Source organism: Lysobacter sp. CA196 (assembly GCF_052078695.1).
In the GTDB taxonomy this organism is placed as follows: Bacteria; Pseudomonadota; Gammaproteobacteria; order Xanthomonadales; family Xanthomonadaceae; genus Lysobacter.
This window is the reverse complement of sequence record NZ_JBQJIN010000003.1, coordinates 200,823-217,645: the sequence shown is the minus strand read 5'-3', so window position 1 is coordinate 217,645 and position 16,823 is coordinate 200,823. Positions and strand designations below refer to the sequence as shown.

The window sequence follows — 16,823 nt, the reverse complement described above, 5'->3', positions numbered from 1 at the left end:
TCAGTCTCCGCTGCTCGGTAGGCTCATGCGCTCGCGCATCAGCGCGGCGACCGCGCGACTGTCGTCGCGGTCCTGCGCCTGCAACTGGGTCGCGACGTTTTCGCGATTGGCCAGGGGCTGGTTCTGGCTGAGTTTGAACTTCAGGGTGATGCGTTCGACCTTGAAGCGAAAGCCGACGATGCCGCGCAATTGTCGGCGCAGTTCTTCGCGTTCGACTTCGAAACGCCAGTCGCTGCCGATGCGGCCTTCGTGGCGGGCGCTGAGGTCGTCGACGAGTCGGGCCAGGCCGGCCTCGTCTTCGAAAGTCTGCAGCTCGCCGTGCAGGTGGGCGATGGCGTAGTTCCAGGTCGGCACCCGCGCCGCGCTTTCCTTGTCCGTGTACCAGCCTGGGGATACGTAGGCGTGCGGGCCTTGCAGGATCGCCAGGGCCGGGCCGGCGTGGCGCGCCTGCGGGTTCGGGCGCGCCCAATGGCCGCGCAGTTCGACCTGCTCGCCGTCGCGCCGGTACAGCAGGGGCAGGTGGCTGACTGTCGGTGCGTCGTCGCGCACGGTGATCAGGCTGGCGAAGTCGTAGGCGTCGGCCAGGCGGTCGAGCGCGCCCAGGTCGGTTTCGGCGAAGGCGCGCGGCAGGTACATGGCGTCGGGCTCAGTGGCGCTGCGGCAGTTTCTGGATCATCAGCGTGCCCAGCGTCTCGTCGTCCTGGGCCTGCGGCGGCAGCAATTCGTCGAGGGCGAAGCCGCGCGCTTGCGCGTCGTCCTCGTCCAGACCTTCGAGCTCGACGAACTCGGCGTCCATCAGCGCGGCACGGGCGGTGTCTTCGCTGTCGTAGGACAAGGTATTGGCGTCGCTGTCGAAGACCTCGGCGGTGCCGGCCTCGCGTATGCGCAAACGCGCCCAGACCACGGTACGGCCGAGGGTGGCCAGCCACCATTGGCCGTCGCCGGACGCCGGGGTGGAATCGGGGGCGTATTCGTTTTCGTTCATCAGGGCACCATCATGGAAAGCAGCCAGAGCAGGCCCGCACAGGCCAGCGAGGCGAACACGATCAGCAGCGAAACCCGGGCCGGCGTGGCCAGCCCGTCGAGATTGCGGTCGGTGGCGACGCGATAGCGTTGGCGCAGCAGCCACAGCCAAGCCGAGGGATTGGCGAACGCGGCTTCGCCGAGTTCGCCGCGCAGGGCCGGATGGCGGTCGCGCAGATGGACCAGGGCCAGCGGCCAGAAGATCGCGAACGCGCAGAACGCGGAAATCGCGATGCCGACGAAGGTCAGGGCCAGGAACAGGATCACGTACGTCTTACCTCTGCGGCCCGAGGGCCTGAATCGATGTCGGGAGCCATCATGTGCCGCGGCCATGGCGGGGTAAAGCGGCGCGAGGCCGCGGGGGCTCCCGCCTGATCACGTCGAACTTCCAGGCCGTCATCCCCGCGTCGGCGGGGATCCAGGGCCCTTCGTGCGAGAACCCCGAGATCGTTGGATCCCCACCTGCGCGGGGATCACGAGCACGGAACGAACCGGGCGACGGGATGACGAACACGGGCCGCGCGAGGCGGGTGCGGATCAGAACTCGGCGCTGCCCGGTGCGCGCGGGTAGGCGATCGAGTCGCGGATGTTGCTCAGTCCGCAGACGTACACCACCAGACGCTCGAAGCCGAGGCCGAAACCGGCGTGCGGCACGGTGCCGTAGCGGCGGAAATCGCGGTACCAGTCGTAATGCGCCGGGTCCAGGCCGAACTGCGCCATGCGCGTGTCGAGCACATCGAGGCGCTCTTCGCGCTGGCTGCCGCCGATGATCTCGCCGATGCCGGGCGCCAGCACGTCCATCGCCGCGACGGTCTTGCCGTCGTCGTTGAGGCGCATGTAGAAGGCCTTGAAGTGCTCGGGGTAGTTCAGCACCACCACCGGACGGCCGACGTGCTGTTCGGTCAGCCAGCGCTCGTGCTCGGTCTGCAGGTCCAGGCCCCATTCGACCGGGAACTCGAATTTCTGCCCGGACTTCTGCAGCAGCGCGATCGCATCGGTGTAGTCGATGCGTTCGAACGGCGAGTTGACGAAGGTCTCCAGGCGGGTGATCGCATCGGGCTGGACGCGCTCGGCGATGAAGGCCAGGTCGTCGCCGCGCTCGTCGAGCACCGCGCGGAACAGGTACTTGAGGAAGTCCTCGGCGATCTGCGCGTTTTCCATCAGGTCGGCGAAGGCGATCTCCGGCTCGATCATCCAGAACTCGGCCAGATGGCGGGTGGTGTTGCTGTTTTCGGCGCGGAAGGTCGGGCCGAAGGTGTAGACCTTGCTCAGCGCCAGGCAGTAGGCCTCGACGTTGAGCTGGCCGGACACGGTCAGGAAGGTTTCCTTGCCGAAGAAGTCGCGCGAGAAATCGACCGCGCCGTCCTTCTGCCGCGGCAGGTTGGCCAGGTCCAGGGTCGAGACCCGGAACATCTGGCCGGCGCCCTCGGCGTCGGAGGTGGTGATGATCGGCGTGCTGATCCAGTAGTAGCCGTTCTCGTGGAAGTAACGGTGCACCGCCTGCGACAGGCAGTGGCGGATACGGGTGACCGCGCCGAACAGGTTGGTGCGCGGGCGCAGGTGAGCGAACTCGCGCAGGTATTCCAGCGTGTGCGCCTTGGGCTGCATGGGGTAGGTGAGCGGGTTCTCGACCCAGCCGACCACGACCAGCTTGCTGGCCTGGATCTCGAAGCTCTGGCCCTGGCCCTGCGAGGCGACCAGGGTACCGGTGGCGATCACCGAACAACCGGCGGTGAGGTGTTTGATCTCCTCGTCGTAGTTGGACAGCGTGTTCGGCGCCACGACCTGGATCGGTGCGAAGCAGGAGCCGTCGCTGACGTTGACGAAGCTCAGCCCGGCCTTGGAATCGCGACGGGTACGCACCCAGCCGCGTACCGTGACTTCACCGCCCGCCGGAATCTTGCCCGCGAGTGCCTGTTCGACGCTTACCACCGTCATGTGATGCCGCCCCAGCGCGTTGAAAAGTAAAGGACGGCGATGATAACGGATGCTGCCGGCACAGGGCGTGCCGGTCGCCGCGGCCTTAGACTGGGTTTCGGGATCACGGGGGCGGGGGCGCGGCATGAAACGGGTCGGACGATGGGGCGGGCGATGGGGTCGCGGGTGGGCCGGCTGGATGCTCGCCATGACGGTTGCGGCGACGTGCGCGCAGGCGGCCGCGGCGACGGCGGCGCCTGAACCGGTGCCGGTGGTGGTGCTCGACGAGGCCCGCGCCGGCCATTTTGCCGGCCTGGCGCTGAGCTGCGTCGGCCGCGAGTACCCGAACAAGATCAGTCATCGCCTCGACGGTGCCCAGGACGTGGCCGCGCCGAGCAAGCTGTATCCGGCCTTCTACGGCTGCTACGACTGGCATTCGTCGGTGCACGGGCATTGGCTGCTGGCGCGGCTGGTCGAACGTTTCCCGCAAGGGCCGTTCGCCGCTCCGGCGCGTGCTGCGTTGGCGCGCAACCTGACCGCGCAGAACATCGCCGCCGAACTGGCTTATCTGCGCCGCAGCAGCGACGAGACCTTCGAGCGCCCCTACGGCCTGGCCTGGCTGCTGCAATTGGGCTCGCAACTGCGCAGTTGGGACGACCCGCAGGCGCGGCAATGGGCGGCCGCGCTGGAACCACTGGAGCGCGAGGCCGCGGCGCGGCTGCTGCGCTGGCTGCCGAAACTGACCCGCCCGATCCGCGTCGGCGAACACAGCCAGACCGCGTTCGCCTTCGGCCTGGCCCTGGACTGGACCCGCCGCAGCGGCGACCAGGTGTTGCGCGACGCGCTGATCGCCCGTTCGCGCTTCTTCTATCAGGGCGACCGCGACTGCCCCTTGGCCTACGAGCCGTCCGGGCAGGACTTCCTCTCGCCGTGCCTGGCCGAGGCCGATCTGATGCGGCGGGTGCTGGCGCCGGACGAATACGCCCGCTGGCTGCGCGAATTCCTGCCGCAGGTGCCGCGCCGCGCGCGTGCCGATTGGCTGGTACCGGCGCTGGTGCTCGACCCCGAGGACGGCAAGCTCGCCCATCTCGACGGCCTCAACCTGAGCCGGGCCTGGATGCTGGAAGGCATCGCTGCCGGATTGCCGCCGCGCGACCGCCGCATCCGCGCCTTGCGCGCGGCCGCCGGGGTGCACCGCGAACTCGGCCTGATGGCGGTCGGCGACAGCCATTACGCCGGCGCCCATTGGCTCGGCAGTTTCGCCACCTATCTGATGGCGCCGCCCGAGCCGGCACCGGCGCCGGCCGCCGCGACCGGAGCGGGGCGCAGCGATTGAGTGGGCGGGCCCGTAGGGGCGTCTTGGCGGGTGCTGCGACAGGCTGGCCAGGCTGGTGGCGACAAGCCGCCTGCTTGAACGCCATCGCAATGCCGCCATATCGGGTACAGCCCGCCGATGCCAGGCTGTTACCATTCCGGTAGCGCTTGATCCGTCCGCAGCCGCATCCGATTGCAGCCGGTATCGAGTCAACATTCCTACGAGTACCGCCATGTCCGTGACCCTCGCCCCCGCCGCGCTCGCCCGTGTCCAGCATTTCCTGACCGAGACGCCGACCGCGCTGGGCCTGCGTTTCGGCGTGACCCGCACCGGTTGCTCGGGCTGGCAGCACATCGCCGACCTGGCCCGCGACGAGCGCGAAGGCGACACCGTGTTCGAGCAGGACGGCGTGCGTATCTACGTCGATCCGATCAGCCTGCCGCTGGTCGACGGCACCCGCATCGATTTCCTCAAGCAGGGCCTGGGCGAGATGTTCGTGTTCCAGAACCCGAACGCGGCCGCCGAATGCGGTTGCGGCGAAAGCTTCACCACCCAGGCCGACGCCGCCTGAGGTTTGCGGGGCAGGGCGCGAGTCGCTCGCGCTGGGTCTCGCTCGCGGCATCCGCGGCATTCGCTCGTCGCGCTGACCAACGACGTCGGCGCGGCCCCAGCCGCCAACTTTCGACATGCGGCAGCGGCGCGGGGCCGGGCTAGACTCGGCCGCTGGTCTCCTGGGGAATCCGCATCATGCTCCGTCCCGTTCTGCTCGCCGCGGCCATTGCCGTGGGCCTGGCCGCGCCGCTGGCCTCGAAGGCCGCTGCCGCACCCGGTACTACCGCCTCCGCCACGCGCAACGCCAATGCCGCCACCGAGGCGCTGCATCGTTTGTTCGACGACGAGTGGGAGCGCGGCCTGCGCGAGAACCCCGAAGGCGCCAGTTTCAACGGCGACAAGCGCTACAACGACCGCTGGACCGACGCCAGCCTGAGCGCCATCCAGGCGCGCCAGGAAAGCGACCGCCAGGCGCTGGCCAAGCTCAAGACGATCGACCGCAGCCAGTTGTCGGAAGCCGACCAGCTCAACTACGACGTGTTCGGCTGGAACCTCGGCAAGAGCATCGAGCGGCAGAAGTACCGCGAATACCTGGCGCCGGTCGGGCAGAGCGGCGGCGTGCAGACCGCCGACGGTCTGGTCGAAGGCCTCTCGTTCGAGCAGGTCAAGGACTATCGCGACTGGCTCGCGCGCATGCGTGCCTTGCCGGTGCTGATCGAACAGAACCAGGCGCTGCTGCGCGAGGGCGCCAAGGCCGGGATCACCCCGCCGCGTGTGCTGATGCAGCGCGTGCCCGGCCAGATCGCCAAGCAGATCGTCGACGACCCGGCCAAGAGCCCGTTCTACAAGCCGTTCAACCGCTTCCCCGACAGCATCCCGGCGGCCGAGCGCAAGGCGCTGCAGGCCGAGGCGAAGAAGCTCATCGCCGACACCGTCGTGCCGGCCTACCGCGAGTTCGGCACCTTCTTCGAGAAGGAATACCTGGCCGCGGCGCGCACCAGCATCGCCGCCAGCGACTTGCCCGACGGCAAGGCCTATTACGATTTCCTCGCCGCCGACTTCACCACCACCAACCTCAGCGCCGACGCGATCCACAAGATCAGCCTCAAGGAAGTCGCGCGCATCCGCGCCGAGATGGAGAAGGTCAAGGCCGAGGTCGGTTTCAAGGGCAGTCTGGCGGAGTTCTTCACCTATCTGCGCAGCGACCCGAAGTTCTTCCACAAGACCCCGGCGGCGCTGCTCGAGGCTTACCAGGCCATCTCCAAGCGGATCGACCCGGAGCTGGTCAAGATTTCCAAGCTGATCCCGCGCCAGCCCTACGGCGTGCGCCCGATTCCGGACAACGTCGCCCCGGACACGACCACGGCTTATTACCTGCCGGGCGCGGTCGACGGCACCCGCGCCGGCTATTACTACGTCAATCTGTACAAGCCCGAGGTCCGCCCGACCTGGGAAATGATGCCGCTGTCGCTGCACGAGGCGGTGCCGGGCCATCATTTCCAGTTCGCCCGCGGCCTGGAGCTGCCGGACGCGCCGATGTTCCGCCGCACCGGCTATTTCGTCGCCTACGGCGAAGGCTGGGGCCTGTACGCCGAGCGCCTGGGCTACGACATGGGCCTCTACGACGACCCCTACGACCGCATGGGCCAGCTGTCCTACGACATGTGGCGCGCGGTCCGGCTGGTGGTCGACACCGGAATGCACAGCAAGGGCTGGAGCCGCGACAAGGCGATCAAGTTCTTCATGGACAACGCCCCCAAGACCGAGCAGGACGTGGTCAACGAGATCGACCGTTACATCGGTTGGCCGGGCCAGGCGCTGGCCTACAAGATCGGCCAGCTGAAGATTTCCGAGTTGCGCGAACGCTCGCGCAAGGCGCTCGGCCCGGCCTTCGACCTGCGCGATTTCAACGACGAGGTGCTGTCGACCGGCTCGGTGCCGCTGCAGGTGCTGGAGAAGCACATCGACGCCTGGATCGCGGCGAAAAAGCCGGCGCCGGCGAAGGCGCCCGTCAAGTCGAAGAAGCGTTGATCTCCGAAATCGGTGAGATGTGCCGGGGTAGGAGCGGCGCAAGCCGCGACCGCGCCACCTCGGCCACCGTGGCATTCGCCGCCGCCCGCGTGGGCGCGGTCGCGGCTTGCGCCGCTCCTACCCAAGAGCAGGGCAGGGACGGCGAACGCGGCCTATCCACCCCGATTTGCACCTAAGCCCTTGTGCCTGCCATACTTTCCGGCTCCCGACTGGCCTGGTGCCGGTCGGGACCTTGCTCCACCGCGTCCGCATCCGGACCCCGGGGGGCTGAACCGGGTCGCCGTCGGCGATCCATCATCCACAAGGAAACACACCCATGCGTCATTACGAAGTCGTGTTCCTGGTCCATCCGGACCAGAGCGAGCAGGTGCCGGCCATGATCGAGCGCTACAAGTCGCTGATCGAAGCCGGCGAAGGCAAGATCCACCGTCTCGAAGATTGGGGCCGCCGTCAGCTGGCCTATCCGATCGAGAACTTGGTCAAGGCCCACTACGTCCTGCTGAACATCGAAGTCACCCAGACGGTGCTCAACGAGCTCGTCGACGGTTTCCGTTTCAACGACGCCGTGCTGCGTCACCTGGTCATGAAGCGCGACGATGCCGACACCGAGCAGTCGCTGATCATGAAGTTCAAGGACGAGAAGGGCGACAAGCCCGAGCGCGGCGAGCGTGGTGAGCGTCGTCGTCGTGACGACGATAGCGAGACCGCCGTCGGCACCGCCGACAACGCCGACGACAACGCCGAAGCCGCCTGAGGATTGCCCCCATGTCCAAGTTTTTCCGCCGCCGCAAGTTCTGCAAGTTCACCGCCGAAGGCGTCAAAGAGATCGACTACAAGGATCTCAACACCCTGCGCCAGTACCTGACCGAGACCGGCAAGATCGTGCCGAGCCGCGTCACCGGCACCAAGTCGAAGTACCAGCGCCAGCTGGCCACGGCGGTCAAGCGCGCTCGTTTCCTCGCGCTGATCCCGTACACCGACAACCACAACGCCTGACGGCGTTGGAGTGAGCGGCGGCTTTGCCGCCTTCAAGGAGTGAGAAACGAGAGAGAGCCTTGCTTTCGCTCACTTCTCACTCCTCTCAACTCGCTCCTATCGATTCATTCCTCGCTTCTTCGGACAGCGAATCCCGCTGCGGACCTACAGGCCCGCTAACGAACACGGAGCAAGACCATGCAACTGATCCTCCTGCAGAAAGTCACCAACCTCGGCAACCTCGGCGACAAGGTCAACGTCAAGCCGGGCTACGGCCGCAACTACCTCGTGCCGCAGGGCAAGGCCGTTCCGGCCACCGCCAGCAACCTGGCCGACTTCGAAACCCGCCGTGCGGAGTACGAAGCCAAGGCCAGCTCGCTGCTGGAAGGCGCCGAAGGCCGCAAGGCCCGCCTGGAAGGCGCTTCGGTGACCGTCCACGCCAATGCCGCGACCGAAGGCAAGCTGTACGGCTCGGTGACCCCGCGCGACATCGCCGAGGCGCTGACCAAGGCCGGCTTCGAAGTCGGCAAGTCGGAAGTGATCATGGGCGAAGGCCCGATCCGCCGTACCGGCGAATACGACGTGCTGGTCCACCTGCACGCCGACGTCGAAGTCACGGTCAAGGTCATCGTCGCTGGCGAAGCCGCTTAATCGCGACCGCCCGATCGTAAGACTGCGAAGGGCGCCGAAAGGCGCCCTTCGTTTTTTCCGCGGGTGTCGGATCTCCGGGCAGGACCCTGGCCGTCGCAGTCTGTGCGACGCGCTCGTGACATAGAAAGGGCAAGTTGTCCCCTTCTTATCCACAGGGTTATCTGCAACAGGCACGACCCGATCGCGACTACGATGCGTGTCCGGCCTCCTTCCTGCGACGTCGACCGACACCCATCGACGCCGATCCCCGGATCGCCGGCGCCCTCACCAGCCCCTGAGCCTAGATCGGCTCGATTGGCCGCACACGCGGCCGAACGACGAGGATCGTCTTCCCGATGAGCGCACGTGGCGGATTCCGTAGCGAAAAACGTTTCGAGACCCGCGCCGAACAGCGCGTGGACCAGCTTCGGGTGCCGCCGCAATCGATCGAGGCCGAACAGGCCGTGCTCGGCGGCCTCATGCTCGCGCCGGACGCCTACGACCGCGTCGCCGACCAGATCGTCGAGGAAGATTTCTACCGCCGCGATCACCAGCTGATCTATCGCGCGATCCGCGACCTGGCCGAGCGTAGCCGGCCGTTCGACGCGGTGACCCTGGGCGAATGGTTCGACTCGCAAGGCCTGTCCGAACAGGTCGCCGGCGGCGCTTACCTGATCGAACTGGCCAGCACCACGCCGTCGGCCGCCAACATCACCGCCTATGCCGAGATCGTTCGCGACAAGGCGGTGATGCGCAAGCTGATCGAAGTCGGCACCGAGATCGTCAACGACGGCTTCCAGCCCGACGGCCGCGACAGCGGCGAGATCCTGGCCAAGGCCGAGCAACAGGTGTTCGCGATCGCCGAAGCCGGCGCCCGCGGCCGTACCGACTTCACCCCGGTCACCAAGGCCTTGTCGGAAGCCTTCGACGTGCTGCAGACCCGCTACGCCAGTGGCGGCGCGGTCACCGGACTGGCCACCGGCTACACCGAGTTCGACGAGATGACCGCCGGTCTGCAACCGACCGACCTGTTGATCCTCGCCGCGCGTCCGGCGATGGGCAAGACCACGCTCGCGCTGAACATGGCCGAGTACGCGGCCTTCCGCAGCAAGAAGGCGGTGGCGATCTTCTCGATGGAAATGTCGGCGAGCCAGCTCGCCCTGCGCCTGATCTCCTCGGTCGGCCGCGTCAACGCGCAGCGCCTGCGTTCGGGTCAGCTCGAGGACGAGGACTGGAGCCGCGTGACCAGCGCGATCCGCCAGCTGCGCGAGGCCAAGATCTTCATCGACGACACCCCGGGCCTGTCGCCGGAGGTGCTGCGCGCCAAGTCGCGCCGGCTCAAGCGCGAACACGACCTGGGCCTGATCGTGATCGACTACCTGCAGCTGATGTCGGTGCCGGGCAACAACGAAAACCGCGCGACCGAAATCTCCGAGATCTCGCGTTCGCTCAAGCACCTGGCCAAGGAACTCAACCTGCCGGTGATCGCGCTGTCGCAGCTCAACCGCTCGCTGGAACAGCGCGCCGACAAACGCCCGGTGATGGCCGACTTGCGCGAATCCGGCGCTATCGAGCAGGACGCCGACGTGATCATCTTCATTTACCGCGACGACTACTACAACAAAGAGACCTCGCCGGACAAAGGCCTGGCCGAGGTCATCATCGGCAAGCAGCGTAGCGGCCCGACCGGCTCGCTCAAGCTCAAGTTCTTCGGCGAATACACCCGCTTCGACAACCTCTCCCACGACAGCATCGGCTCGTTCGAGTAGTCGCAAGCCCTGTCGTGCGATCTGCACGGTCTCGGTAGGTTCAGCCGGTACTCGAAGCCGAAGCCTGAGCTTGGATCGCCCAGGCACTTCAGTGAAGATCCGCCGGCAAGGGTCTTGATCGCCCGTGTTCGTGCCCGGCGGTCGAGTCGTCGAACGGGCGGAGGCGGGGAGGCGGTGGTTGGTTAGTTCGCAAGCAGCGGTGTTCCTCCCCGAGCAACGCCGGCAGCATGCAACTTTTCTCGCTGAATGCGGTCTTATGCTGTCCGCCTTGCAGGAGTGGGCTTTTCGCATGACCCGTCGCTCTCGTCGTCGCTTACGAATCGGCCTTGCGCTGATTTTGTGCTTGCTGTTTCAACAGCTGGCGACGGCGGCCTATGCGTGCTCGATGACCCAGATGCCGGCCGAAGCGGTCGCCATGTCCGAGCATTGCGCGGACATGGGCATGGCGCTGAAGCAGGACAATCCGGCGCTGTGCGACAAGCAGTGCAATCCGGACCACAGCGTGGCGCCGGACATCGTGAAGCTGTCGGTGTTGCCGCTGGCTTTGCCGCCGCTGGGTTTCGCCCCCGTGTTGGCTCCACCGGCTTCTTGCCCGGGCGTGCAATCCGAAGCGCCCATCGCGCGATCCGATCCGCCACCACGACTGCGTTACTGCAGCCTGCTGATTTAAGCCCCGCATCGAACAAACCCGATTGCGCCGACGCGTTCGCGTCGTGCGCTGGCTTTGCTTTCGTTTCGGAGGTTCCATGTCTCGTCGTCCTCTCACCGGCGCCGGTCGCTGTGTGTTCGCACGGGCGCTAACGCCCTGTCTGCTCGTCGCGTCGATCGCGCACGCTTCGGCGCTCAGCGCCGCCCCCCATGATGTTTCCCTCACCCAGGCCGTCCGTATCGCCGTGGAGCGTGCGCCCTTGCTCGATGCGCGGCGCTCATCCGTCGAGTCGGCGCGTCAGGAGTCCGCCCGCGCCGCGGCCTTGCCGGATCCGATGCTCAGCGTCGGGATCGAAGACTTACCGGTCACCGGTGCCGATGCGTTCGATACCCGCGTCGACGAGATGACCATGAAAAAGATCGGGTTGCGCCAGGAGATTCCCTCGCGCGCCAAGCGCGAAGCGCGCCGGACCCTGGCCGGTCGCCTGATCGATGAGGCCCAGGCGCAATCGGCGGCCGAAGACCTGGCGATACGCCGCGCCGCGGCGGAAGCCTGGATCGACTTGTGGGCCGCGCAGCAGCGACGATCCGCGCTGCAAGCGCTGCGAGAGGAGGCCGCGACGGCCGCCAAACTCGCCAAGGCCCGTGTCGCCGGCGGCAGCGATTCGGTCAGCGATGCCTTGGCGGCCGAAGCGGCGGTCCTGGAACTAGACAACCGAATGGAAGCGGCACGCACCTCCGAGGCCGCTGCACAGGCGAGTTTGGCTCGCTGGCTGGCTGAGGATGCGATCGAAGCCGCCGGCGAGGCCCCCGATTTCACTGCCTTGCCCATCCCCAAGGAGCGGCTGCTGAGCGAGGTCGAACGCATGGGCGCTTTGTTGCCGGTCAACGCACAGGTCGAGTCCGCCGCCGCCGAGATCGATCTCGCCCGTGCCGAAAGACGCCCCGACTGGAGCATGGCGGCGTCTTTCGGCCAGCGCTCCGGCGGTCGCAGTGACATGTTGATGCTCGAAGTCGGAATCGGGCTGCCGTTGTTCGCGCGCAGTCGCCAGGATCGTGGCATCGCGGCCCGAGAAGCGGATTATCGGGCGGCGCTGGCGATGCGCGAGGATTCGCGGCGCCAACAGAGCGCCCGATTGCGCGCCGATATCGCACGCTGGGACGGACTCAAACGGCAAGTCGCGCTGCATGAGGCCTCGCTGTTGCCGCTAGCCCGCGACCGCAGTGCGACGGCGATGGCGGGGTATCGCGCGGGCGGCGAATTGCGACCATGGCTCGACGCCAGGCGCGATGAACTCTCGGTCCATTTGTCCCTGGTCGAATATTTGGGCGAGCTCGCCCGCTCTTGGGCCGCCTTGGCCTTCCTGTTGCCTTCGGAGACGCAGCCATGACCCGTTTTGTTCGTATCTTGGCAGTCGCTGCGGCGAGCGTCGCCGTGCTGGGTGCGGCAGGCGCCGGCTATTGGTGGGGGCAGTCGCGCACCGACGCCCAGGCCTTGGCCGATCCGGCTGCGCAGGCCATCGAACGCAAGGCGTTGTACTGGTACGACCCGATGGTCCCGGATCAGCGTTTCGAAAAACCCGGCAAGTCGCCTTTCATGGACATGCAACTGGTGCCGAAGTACGCCGATGGCGCCAGCGAAAACGGAATCGCGATCGCTCCCGGCGTCCGCCAAAACCTCGGCATACGCACGGTCGCGGCGACGCGTGGCCGACTGGAAGTGGCCGTGCGCGTGCCCGGAACCATCGGTTGGGACCTGCGGCAAGAACGTGTGGTCAGTGCCCGGGCCGACTCCATCGTCGAGCGCCAACACATCAAAACGCCTTACGAGCGCGTACGTGCCGGGGAGGCCCTGGTCAGCATCGTCGCACCGGCATGGAGCACCGCACTGGCCGAGTCGCAGGCGCTGGGCCGGGCACGCTCGGCGTCGGCGCGGACCTTGCAATCGGCCTCCCACGAGCGTTTGCGCGCTTTAGGCATTCCGGCGGGAACCGGGCGAGGCGGCCGCATGACATTAACCTCGCCAATTGCGGGCGTGGTCAGCGAAATCGGCATCCGCGAGGGACAATCCGCAGGCATGGGCGCCTTGTTGTACCGCATCAACGGCACCGCGACGGTTTGGGTCGAAGCGGCGGTTCCGCAGAGCGGGTTGTTCGGTATCGCCGCCGGCACGCCGGCCGAGGTCAGCGTGGATGCGTTGCCGGGGCGGATATTTCGTGGCGAAGTCGAGGCCCTGTTGCCGCAGGTGGATGTCGGCAGCCGGACCCAGCGTCTGCGGATCGTGCTGAACAATCCGCAGGGCGTGCTGGCGCCGGGCATGTTCGCGCAGGTCGCGTTGCAACCGAGCACGGGCGACGAACACCCGCTGGTGCCGACCGAGGCCCTGATCGCCAGCGACGGGCAGATGCGGCTGATCCTTCTCGGCGAGGACGGTGCGTTCCGCCCGGTAAGAGTGCAGACGGGCCGCAGCAGCAAAGGCATGACGGAAGTACTTACCGGCTTGCAGGGCGGCGAACGCGTGGTCGCCTCGGGCCAGTTCCTGATCGATTCGGAAGCCAATCTTTCCGGCGCGCTGCAGCGCCTCGGCAGCGACTCCGACGCATCGGCCATGGCTGCGGAGAATGCAATGCCCCCCGCGGCCTCCATGCGCTCGGGCGAACGCAAACCCCTGTATTGGTACGACCCGATGATGCCGGACCGGCACTTCGAGCAGCCCGGCAAATCGCCGTACATGGACATGCAACTGGTGCCCAAGTACCCCGACGAGGCCGAGTCGCCGGAGTCGCGGCCATGATCGCCCGCATCATTCGCGCTTCGATGGCGCATCGCATTTTCGTGCTGCTCGCGGCGATCGCGCTGGCGCTAGCCGGGATATGGTCGGTATCGCGGACACCACTGGATGCCTTGCCCGATCTGTCCGATACCCAGGTCATCATCCGTACCGAATGGCCGGGACAGACGCCGCGCATCGTCGAAGACCAAGTCACCTATCCGCTGACCACGACCATGCTCTCCGTTCCCGGGGTGAAGGCCGTGCGGGGCTTCTCCTTCTTCGGCGATTCGTTCGTCTATGTGCTGTTCGACGACAGCACCGACTTGTATTGGGCCCGTTCGCGCGTATTGGAGTACCTGAGCCAGGTGCGCGATCGCCTGCCGGCGCAGGTCAGTCCCTCGCTCGGGCCGGATGCCACCGGCTTGGGCTGGATCTACGAGTACGCACTGGTCGATCGCAGCGGGCGGCACGACCTGGGCGAACTGCGCGCGCTTCAAGACTGGTTCCTGCGCTACGACCTCAAGACTGTGCCCGATGTCGCCGAGGTCGCCAGCATCGGCGGCATGGTTCAGGCTTGGCAGATCGTGCCGGATCCACAGGCCTTGGCCGCCCGTGGCATCACCGTCGATCGGCTGGTCGCAGCGGTAAAAGATGCCAATGGCGCCACCGGCGGTTCGGTCATCGAGCAGGGCGAGGCCGAAGTCATGGTGCGCAGCGAAGGCTACCTGCGCTCGCGCGAGGACTTCGAGCGCGTGCCGCTGACCTCGGGGAATGACGGCGTACCGGTATTGCTGGGGGACGTGGCGACGGTGCAGCGCGGTCCGAGCTTGCGGCGCGGTATCGCCGAACTGGACGGCGAGGGAGAAGTCGCCGGCGGGGTGATCGTCCTGCGCTCGGGCAAGAACGCGCTCGCGGCTATCGAGGCGGTCAAGGGGAAACTGAAGGTGCTCAAAGCCAGTCTGCCGGCGGGCGTCGAGATCGTCCCGGTCTACGACCGCTCCGGGCTGATTCAGGAAGCGGTACACAACCTCACCCGCAAGCTCGGCGAGGAATTCCTGGTCGTTGCGCTGGTCTGCGTCTTGTTTCTCTGGCATCTGCGCTCGGCACTGGTCGCCGTGGTCAGTCTGCCGTTGGGTGTGCTGGCTGCGTTCATCGTCATGCACCAGCAGGGCATCAGCGCCAACTTGCTGTCGCTCGGCGGCATCGCGATCGCTATCGGCGCGATGGTCGATGCCGCGGTGGTGATGATTGAAAACGCGCACAAGCACCTGGAGCATTTCCTCGACGAACATGGCCGCCAGCCGCAGGGCGAAGAGCGCTGGCAGTTGATGGCGCAGGCTGCGAGCGAGGTCGGGCCGGCATTGTTCGTTAGCCTGCTGGTGATCACCTTGTCGTTCGTGCCGGTATTCGCCTTGCAAGCGCAGGAGGGGCGGTTGTTCTCGCCGCTGGCCTACACCAAGACCTATGCGATGGCCGCGGCTGCGGGCCTGGCCGTCACGCTGATTCCGGTGCTGATGGGCTACCTGATTCGCGGACGCATCCGGCCGGAGCGGGACAACCCGCTCAACCGCGGCTTGATCGCGGTGTATCGGCCGGTGCTGGATGCCGTGCTGCGTTTTCCCAAGCTGACCTTGGTCCTGGCGGGGGGCGTGCTCGCCGTGAGCTTGCTGCCGCTGTCGCGCCTGGGCAGCGAGTTCATGCCGCCGCTGGACGAAGGGACGCTGCTCTACATGCCGACCGCATTGCCGGGGTTATCGGCAGGCAAGGCCGCGGAATTGCTGCAGCAGACCGATCGCATGATCAAGACCGTGCCGGAAGTGGCGCATGTATTCGGCAAGGCCGGCCGCGCGGAGACCGCAACCGACCCGGCGCCGCTGGAGATGTTCGAGACCACGGTGACGTTCAAGCCACGCAGTGAGTGGCGCAAAGGCATGACCCCGGAAAAGCTGCGCGAAGAACTCGATGCGGCGGTCGAGGTGCCCGGATTGACGAATCTCTGGGTGCCGCCTATCCGCAATCGCATCGACATGCTGGCGACCGGCATCAAAAGCCCGATCGGGATCAAGGTGTCGGGACCGGACACCAGCGTGTTGGCCGAGCTGAGCGATCGCATCGAGCGAGTCGCGCGGACCGTACCCGGGGTGAGTTCGGCGCTGGCCGAGCGCATCGCCGGCGGTCGCTATCTGGACGTGAAGCTGCGCCCGGATGTCGCTGCGCGCTATGGGCTGAGCCAGGCCGATGCGCAGCGTTTGATCGCTACCGTGGTGGGAGGAGAGCCGGTGTCCGAGACCATACAGGGCCGAGAGCGCTATCCAGTGGTCGTGCGTTATCCACGAACGCTCCGCGACTCGCCGGCGGCACTTGCGCAGTTGCCGTTGGTCGCGCCGAACGGAGTGCAATTGAGCTTGGGCCAGATTGCCGAACTGAGATTCAGCGAAGGGCCGCCGATGCTGCGCAGCGACAACGCCCGTTTGAGCAACTACGTTTATGTGGATGTGCTCGGGCGCGACCTGGGGTCGGTGGTGGCGGACCTTCAGCAGGCCGTCGCCAAGCAGGTGGCGCTGCCCGCCGGCTACGCTTTGGGGTGGTCGGGCCAGTACGAATACCTGAAGCGTGCCAGCGAACGTCTGCGCGTGGTGGTGCCGATGACGTTGCTCATCATCTTCGGCTTGATCTATCTGGTCTTCCGCCGTGTTTCCGAAGCAGGGATCATCATGCTCAGTCTGCCGTTCGCGCTGGTCGGCGGCTTGTGGCTGATCTGGGCGATGGGCCATGCCGTGTCGGTGGCCACGCTGATCGGTTTCATCGCCCTGGCCGGCGTGGCCGCGGAGTTCGGGATCATCATGCTTCTGTACCTGCGTCAGGCATGGGAGCGCCAACGAATCGCGAACCCGGACTCCGGCCCTATCGATCTGGATGCGGCGATTCGCGAGGGTGCGGTGCAGCGCGTACGGCCGAAAGCCATGACGGTTGCGGTCATTCTCGCCGGGTTGTTGCCGATCCTGATCGGCAGCGGGGCGGGTTCGGAGGTCATGCAGCGAATCGCCGCGCCCATGATCGGTGGCATGCTCAGCGCCCCCTTGCTCTCGATGCTCGTGCTTCCCGCCGCCTATAAGTTGCTGAACCTACGTTCGGTTCGCGCCTCGTGACTGGTTCGGATCGTACAACTTTGGAGCATGCGACTTCGGAG

General features: G+C 66.6%; 15 protein-coding genes. 11 read left to right on the top strand and 4 right to left on the bottom strand.

Features of this window, described 5'->3' with window-relative positions; all coding sequences use genetic code 11:
- The 4 genes from ACTOWK_RS04725 to asnS form a co-directional block, all read right to left on the bottom strand.
- On the bottom strand, positions 1-636 hold the full coding sequence (locus ACTOWK_RS04725; RefSeq protein ID WP_441329036.1) for an FMN-binding negative transcriptional regulator: 636 nt from the start codon (positions 634-636) through the stop codon (positions 1-3).
- A gap of 10 nt (positions 637-646) precedes the next feature.
- A complete protein-coding gene (locus tag ACTOWK_RS04720; protein WP_441329035.1) occupies positions 647-985 on the bottom strand; it encodes a hypothetical protein in 339 nt (112 codons plus the stop codon).
- The gene (locus tag ACTOWK_RS04715) at positions 985-1,290 is read right to left on the bottom strand and encodes a hypothetical protein (protein ID WP_441329034.1); all 306 of its coding nucleotides are present in this window, start codon (positions 1,288-1,290) and stop codon (positions 985-987) included. Before ACTOWK_RS04715 ends, ACTOWK_RS04720 begins: the two co-directional genes overlap by 1 nt.
- Positions 1,291-1,560: 270 nt before the next feature.
- Positions 1,561-2,961 (bottom strand): asparagine--tRNA ligase, encoded by a 1,401-nt coding sequence (gene asnS, locus ACTOWK_RS04710; RefSeq protein WP_441329033.1) that lies wholly within the window; start codon positions 2,959-2,961, stop codon positions 1,561-1,563.
- Between the two features lie 187 nt (positions 2,962-3,148).
- Between asnS and ACTOWK_RS04705 the strand changes: the two genes are divergently transcribed.
- From ACTOWK_RS04705 to ACTOWK_RS04655, 11 genes are all read left to right on the top strand, one after another.
- Positions 3,149-4,276: a DUF2891 domain-containing protein gene (locus ACTOWK_RS04705; protein ID WP_441329032.1), complete on the top strand. Its 1,128-nt coding sequence runs from the start codon at positions 3,149-3,151 to the stop codon at positions 4,274-4,276.
- A gap of 211 nt (positions 4,277-4,487) precedes the next feature.
- Positions 4,488-4,826: a HesB/IscA family protein gene (locus ACTOWK_RS04700; protein ID WP_031372473.1), complete on the top strand. Its 339-nt coding sequence runs from the start codon at positions 4,488-4,490 to the stop codon at positions 4,824-4,826.
- A 176-nt stretch (positions 4,827-5,002) separates the two neighbouring features.
- Complete coding sequence (locus ACTOWK_RS04695) at positions 5,003-6,838, top strand: DUF885 domain-containing protein (RefSeq protein WP_441329031.1); 1,836 nt, start codon at positions 5,003-5,005, stop codon at positions 6,836-6,838.
- Positions 6,839-7,154: 316 nt separating this feature from the next.
- Positions 7,155-7,592: a 30S ribosomal protein S6 gene (gene rpsF / locus ACTOWK_RS04690; RefSeq protein ID WP_441329030.1), complete on the top strand. Its 438-nt coding sequence runs from the start codon at positions 7,155-7,157 to the stop codon at positions 7,590-7,592.
- Between the two features lie 11 nt (positions 7,593-7,603).
- The gene (rpsR, locus tag ACTOWK_RS04685) at positions 7,604-7,834 is read left to right on the top strand and encodes a 30S ribosomal protein S18 (RefSeq protein ID WP_031372470.1); all 231 of its coding nucleotides are present in this window, start codon (positions 7,604-7,606) and stop codon (positions 7,832-7,834) included.
- 177 nt (positions 7,835-8,011) lie between these two features.
- Positions 8,012-8,464, top strand: coding sequence for a 50S ribosomal protein L9 (gene rplI / locus ACTOWK_RS04680; protein ID WP_441329029.1), 453 nt, complete (start codon positions 8,012-8,014; stop codon positions 8,462-8,464).
- 335 nt (positions 8,465-8,799) lie between these two features.
- Complete coding sequence (locus ACTOWK_RS04675; RefSeq protein ID WP_441329028.1) at positions 8,800-10,212, top strand: replicative DNA helicase; 1,413 nt, start codon at positions 8,800-8,802, stop codon at positions 10,210-10,212.
- Between the two features lie 256 nt (positions 10,213-10,468).
- Positions 10,469-10,882, top strand: a complete 414-nt coding sequence (locus tag ACTOWK_RS04670) for a hypothetical protein (protein WP_441329027.1) — start codon at positions 10,469-10,471, stop codon at positions 10,880-10,882.
- Positions 10,883-10,958: 76 nt separating this feature from the next.
- A complete protein-coding gene (locus ACTOWK_RS04665) occupies positions 10,959-12,251 on the top strand; it encodes a TolC family protein (RefSeq protein WP_441329026.1) in 1,293 nt (430 codons plus the stop codon).
- Positions 12,248-13,654, top strand: coding sequence for an efflux RND transporter periplasmic adaptor subunit (locus ACTOWK_RS04660; protein ID WP_441329025.1), 1,407 nt, complete (start codon positions 12,248-12,250; stop codon positions 13,652-13,654). Before ACTOWK_RS04665 ends, ACTOWK_RS04660 begins: the two co-directional genes overlap by 4 nt.
- Entirely contained in the window at positions 13,651-16,782 is a 3,132-nt protein-coding gene (locus ACTOWK_RS04655; protein WP_441329024.1) for an efflux RND transporter permease subunit, read from the top strand. Before ACTOWK_RS04660 ends, ACTOWK_RS04655 begins: the two co-directional genes overlap by 4 nt.
- Positions 16,783-16,823: the final 41 nt, after the last annotated feature.

Excerpts from the sequence above, each read along its gene's own strand:
- ACTOWK_RS04725 (WP_441329036.1), bottom strand. The coding sequence starts at position 636 with ATGTACCTGCCGCGCGCCTTCGCCGAAACCGACCTGGGCGCGCTCGAC.
- ACTOWK_RS04720 (WP_441329035.1), bottom strand. The coding sequence starts at position 985 with ATGAACGAAAACGAATACGCCCCCGATTCCACCCCGGCGTCCGGCGAC.
- asnS (WP_441329033.1), bottom strand. The coding sequence starts at position 2,961 with ATGACGGTGGTAAGCGTCGAACAGGCACTCGCGGGCAAGATTCCGGCG.
- ACTOWK_RS04705 (WP_441329032.1), top strand. The coding sequence starts at position 3,149 with ATGACGGTTGCGGCGACGTGCGCGCAGGCGGCCGCGGCGACGGCGGCG.
- ACTOWK_RS04700 (WP_031372473.1), top strand. The coding sequence starts at position 4,488 with ATGTCCGTGACCCTCGCCCCCGCCGCGCTCGCCCGTGTCCAGCATTTC.
- ACTOWK_RS04695 (WP_441329031.1), top strand. The coding sequence starts at position 5,003 with ATGCTCCGTCCCGTTCTGCTCGCCGCGGCCATTGCCGTGGGCCTGGCC.
- rpsF (WP_441329030.1), top strand. The coding sequence starts at position 7,155 with ATGCGTCATTACGAAGTCGTGTTCCTGGTCCATCCGGACCAGAGCGAG.
- rpsR (WP_031372470.1), top strand. The coding sequence starts at position 7,604 with ATGTCCAAGTTTTTCCGCCGCCGCAAGTTCTGCAAGTTCACCGCCGAA.
- rplI (WP_441329029.1), top strand. The coding sequence starts at position 8,012 with ATGCAACTGATCCTCCTGCAGAAAGTCACCAACCTCGGCAACCTCGGC.
- ACTOWK_RS04675 (WP_441329028.1), top strand. The coding sequence starts at position 8,800 with ATGAGCGCACGTGGCGGATTCCGTAGCGAAAAACGTTTCGAGACCCGC.
- ACTOWK_RS04670 (WP_441329027.1), top strand. The coding sequence starts at position 10,469 with ATGCTGTCCGCCTTGCAGGAGTGGGCTTTTCGCATGACCCGTCGCTCT.
- ACTOWK_RS04665 (WP_441329026.1), top strand. The coding sequence starts at position 10,959 with ATGTCTCGTCGTCCTCTCACCGGCGCCGGTCGCTGTGTGTTCGCACGG.
- ACTOWK_RS04660 (WP_441329025.1), top strand. The coding sequence starts at position 12,248 with ATGACCCGTTTTGTTCGTATCTTGGCAGTCGCTGCGGCGAGCGTCGCC.
- ACTOWK_RS04655 (WP_441329024.1), top strand. The coding sequence starts at position 13,651 with ATGATCGCCCGCATCATTCGCGCTTCGATGGCGCATCGCATTTTCGTG.